Source organism: Streptomyces phytophilus (genome assembly GCF_013870535.1).
Taxonomy (GTDB): Bacteria; Actinomycetota; Actinomycetes; order Streptomycetales; family Streptomycetaceae; genus Streptomyces; species Streptomyces phytophilus.
Map to the genome: position 1 here is coordinate 1 of NZ_JACBXC010000951.1, position 2,400 is coordinate 2,400.

Here is a 2,400-nt window from a genome sequence, read left to right on the forward strand (position 1 = left end):
CTGGATGAGCGCGAGGGAGCCGGGCGTCAGCAGCGCGCCGCCGATGCCCTGGAGGGCGCGGGCGGCGATGAGGATGCCGACGTTCGGCGCCAGCGCGCACAGCAGCGACGCGATGGCGAACCACACGGTGCCGAAGACGAACAGCCGGCGGCGGCCGTAGCGGTCGCCGAGTGCGCCGCCGAGGAGGATGAGCGCGGCGAGGGTGAGGGTGTAGCCGTTGACGGTCCACTGCAGGCCGCCGAGGGAGGCGTCGAGGTCGTCGCCGATGGTGGGCAGCGCGACGTTGACGACGGTGGCGTCCAGGAAGGTGATGCCGGAGCCGATCACGACGGCGGTCAGCAGCCAGCGCCCGGCCGGCTCCGCGAGCCGCAGGGCCGCGGGTGCGGCGGCGGGCGGGGTGGATTCCGTCATGCCCGCAGTCAACCGCACCGCCCGGCCGCGCGCACCGTTCCCGCGGTGCCCGCCGTGCCGCGCGTCGGGTAGCGTCCCAAGGGTGAGCGAAGCCAGCGCCGAGGACAACCTCGAAGACGGGCCGGCGGACGGGCCGGACGATGCGACCGCGGACCGCCCGGAAGACCTGCCCGCGGGCACCTCCGGCTTCGAACGCGGCACGGACGGCCCCAAGGTGATCCTCGCGGGCGTCGACGGCTCGGAGACCTCCTGGCGCGCCGCCGCCTACGCCGCCGGGCTGGCCCGGCGGCAGGGCTCGCTGCTCGCGGTGGTGTACGTGCAGCCGACCCTGGCCGCCGCGGCGGCGCTCGGTGCGCCGGTGGCGGACACCACGGCGGAGGTGGCGGAGGAGCTGGTCGCGGAGATCCGGCGGGCGGTGGAGCAGCTGCGCGGGATCTTCGAGGTGCGATGGGAGTTCCACACCCTGCACGGCGACGCGTACGGGGGGCTGGTGCAGGCGGCGCAGGAGCTGAAGGCGGACGCGGTGATCGTCGGGGCGTCGGAGCAGGCGGGGCACCGCTTCGTCGGCTCGGTGGCGGTACGGCTGGTCAAGGCGGGCCGCTGGCCGGTGACGGTGGTGCCGTAGCGCCCCGGGGCCGGCACCGCGGCGCACGCCCGCCCGTGTCGCGCCCGCGGCGGGTCTGCGGCACCGTGGGTTCATGAGCGATCACACGTACCGCATCACCGAGATCGTCGGCTCCTCCTCCGTCGGCGTCGACGACGCCGTCCGCAACGGCGTCGCCCGCGCCGCCCGGACGCTGCGCAACCTCGACTGGTTCGAGGTCACGCAGGTGCGCGGGCAACTGGAGGACGGCGCCGTCGCGCACTGGCAGGTGGGCCTGAAGGTGGGCTTCCGGTTGGAGGACGCGGACGGCTCCTGAAAGCCCTTCGCGGCCGCGGTCACTTCAGCAGCCGGGACATCCTCCGGTCGGCCAGCGGCTTGCCGCCGGTCTGGCAGGTGGGGCAGTACTGCAGCGCCGAGTCGGCGAACGAGACCTCGCGGATCGTGTCGCCGCAGACCGGGCACTTCTCCCCCGCCCGCCCGTGCACCCGCAGCCCGCTCTTCTTCTCCGCCTTCAGCCGCCCGGCGGCCACCCCGCGGGAGCGTTCGACGGCCCCGCGCAGGGTGTCGCCGACGGCCGCGTAGAGCACGGCGGTCTCCTCGTCGGTGAGGTTCGCGGCGAGCTTGTACGGGGACAGCTTCGCGACGTGCAGGATCTCGTCGGAGTACGCGTTGCCGATGCCCGCGATCGTCGACTGGTCGCGCAGCACGCCCTTGATCTGCCGCCGCTCCTTCGCCAGCAGCGCGCCGAACGCCTCCGCGGTGAACGCCGCGGCCAGCGGGTCGGGCCCCAGCCGGGCGACGCCGGGCACGTCCTGCGGATCCCGTACGCAGTACACCGCGAGGCGCTTTTGCGTGCCCGCCTCGGTGAGGTCGAAGCCCGCGCCCTCCGGCTCGGCCAGCCGCACCCGCAGGGCCAGCGGCCCCTTGCCGGGGCGCGGCGGCGCGGCCGGCAGCTTGTCCTTCCACTGCAGCCAGCCGGCCCGCGCCAGGTGGATCACCAGGTGCAGCTCGTCGGCGACCGTGAGGTCCAGGAACTTCCCGTGCCGCCCGACGCCGGTGACCTCGGCACCCTCCAGCGCGGCGACCGGCGGGTCGTACGTCTTGAGCACGCTGATCGCGACCGGCTGCACCCGGGCGATGTGCCGCCCCACCAGGTGCTCGGTCAGGAATCCGCTGAGCGCTTCGACTTCGGGAAGCTCGGGCATGTCCTCCAGTCTGCGGCATCCTGGAGTGATGTACGAAGAGAGGCCCGCGCTGCTCGGGGGCGCCGTCGTCTGGCGCCGCCGGGACGTCCGACCGGGCCCGTACCGGGTGCTGCCGGACGGCGGCACCGACGTGATCCTCACGCCCCGCGGGCTCCTCGTCGCCGGCCCCGACACCCGGGC

General features: G+C 74.8%; 4 protein-coding genes. 2 read left to right on the top strand and 2 right to left on the bottom strand.

Going from position 1 to position 2,400, the window contains the following annotated elements:
• Positions 1-411 (bottom strand): MFS transporter (locus H5J30_RS27600; RefSeq protein ID WP_181790023.1); only part of this gene is annotated, 411 nt, incomplete at its 3' end.
• 166 nt (positions 412-577) lie between these two features.
• On the opposite strand from H5J30_RS27600, the gene H5J30_RS27605 reads away from it, so the two are divergent.
• Positions 578-1,036 (top strand): universal stress protein, encoded by a 459-nt coding sequence (locus H5J30_RS27605; protein WP_181790026.1) that lies wholly within the window; start codon positions 578-580, stop codon positions 1,034-1,036.
• A 73-nt stretch (positions 1,037-1,109) separates the two neighbouring features.
• Positions 1,110-1,331 carry a dodecin gene (locus H5J30_RS27610; RefSeq protein ID WP_181790024.1) on the top strand — a complete coding sequence of 74 codons (222 nt, stop codon included), beginning with the start codon at positions 1,110-1,112 and terminating at the stop codon, positions 1,329-1,331.
• A gap of 19 nt (positions 1,332-1,350) precedes the next feature.
• Here the strand turns inward: H5J30_RS27610 and H5J30_RS27615 are convergent, their stop codons facing one another.
• Positions 1,351-2,220 carry an Fpg/Nei family DNA glycosylase gene (locus H5J30_RS27615; protein ID WP_181790025.1) on the bottom strand — a complete coding sequence of 290 codons (870 nt, stop codon included), beginning with the start codon at positions 2,218-2,220 and terminating at the stop codon, positions 1,351-1,353.
• Between the last annotated feature and the right edge of the window lie 180 nt (positions 2,221-2,400).

Bases quoted from the DNA above. Each gene is read 5' to 3' on its own strand.
- H5J30_RS27610 (WP_181790024.1), top strand. From the start codon at position 1,110: ATGAGCGATCACACGTACCGCATCACCGAGATCGTCGGCTCCTCCTCC.
- H5J30_RS27615 (WP_181790025.1), bottom strand. From the start codon at position 2,220: ATGCCCGAGCTTCCCGAAGTCGAAGCGCTCAGCGGATTCCTGACCGAG.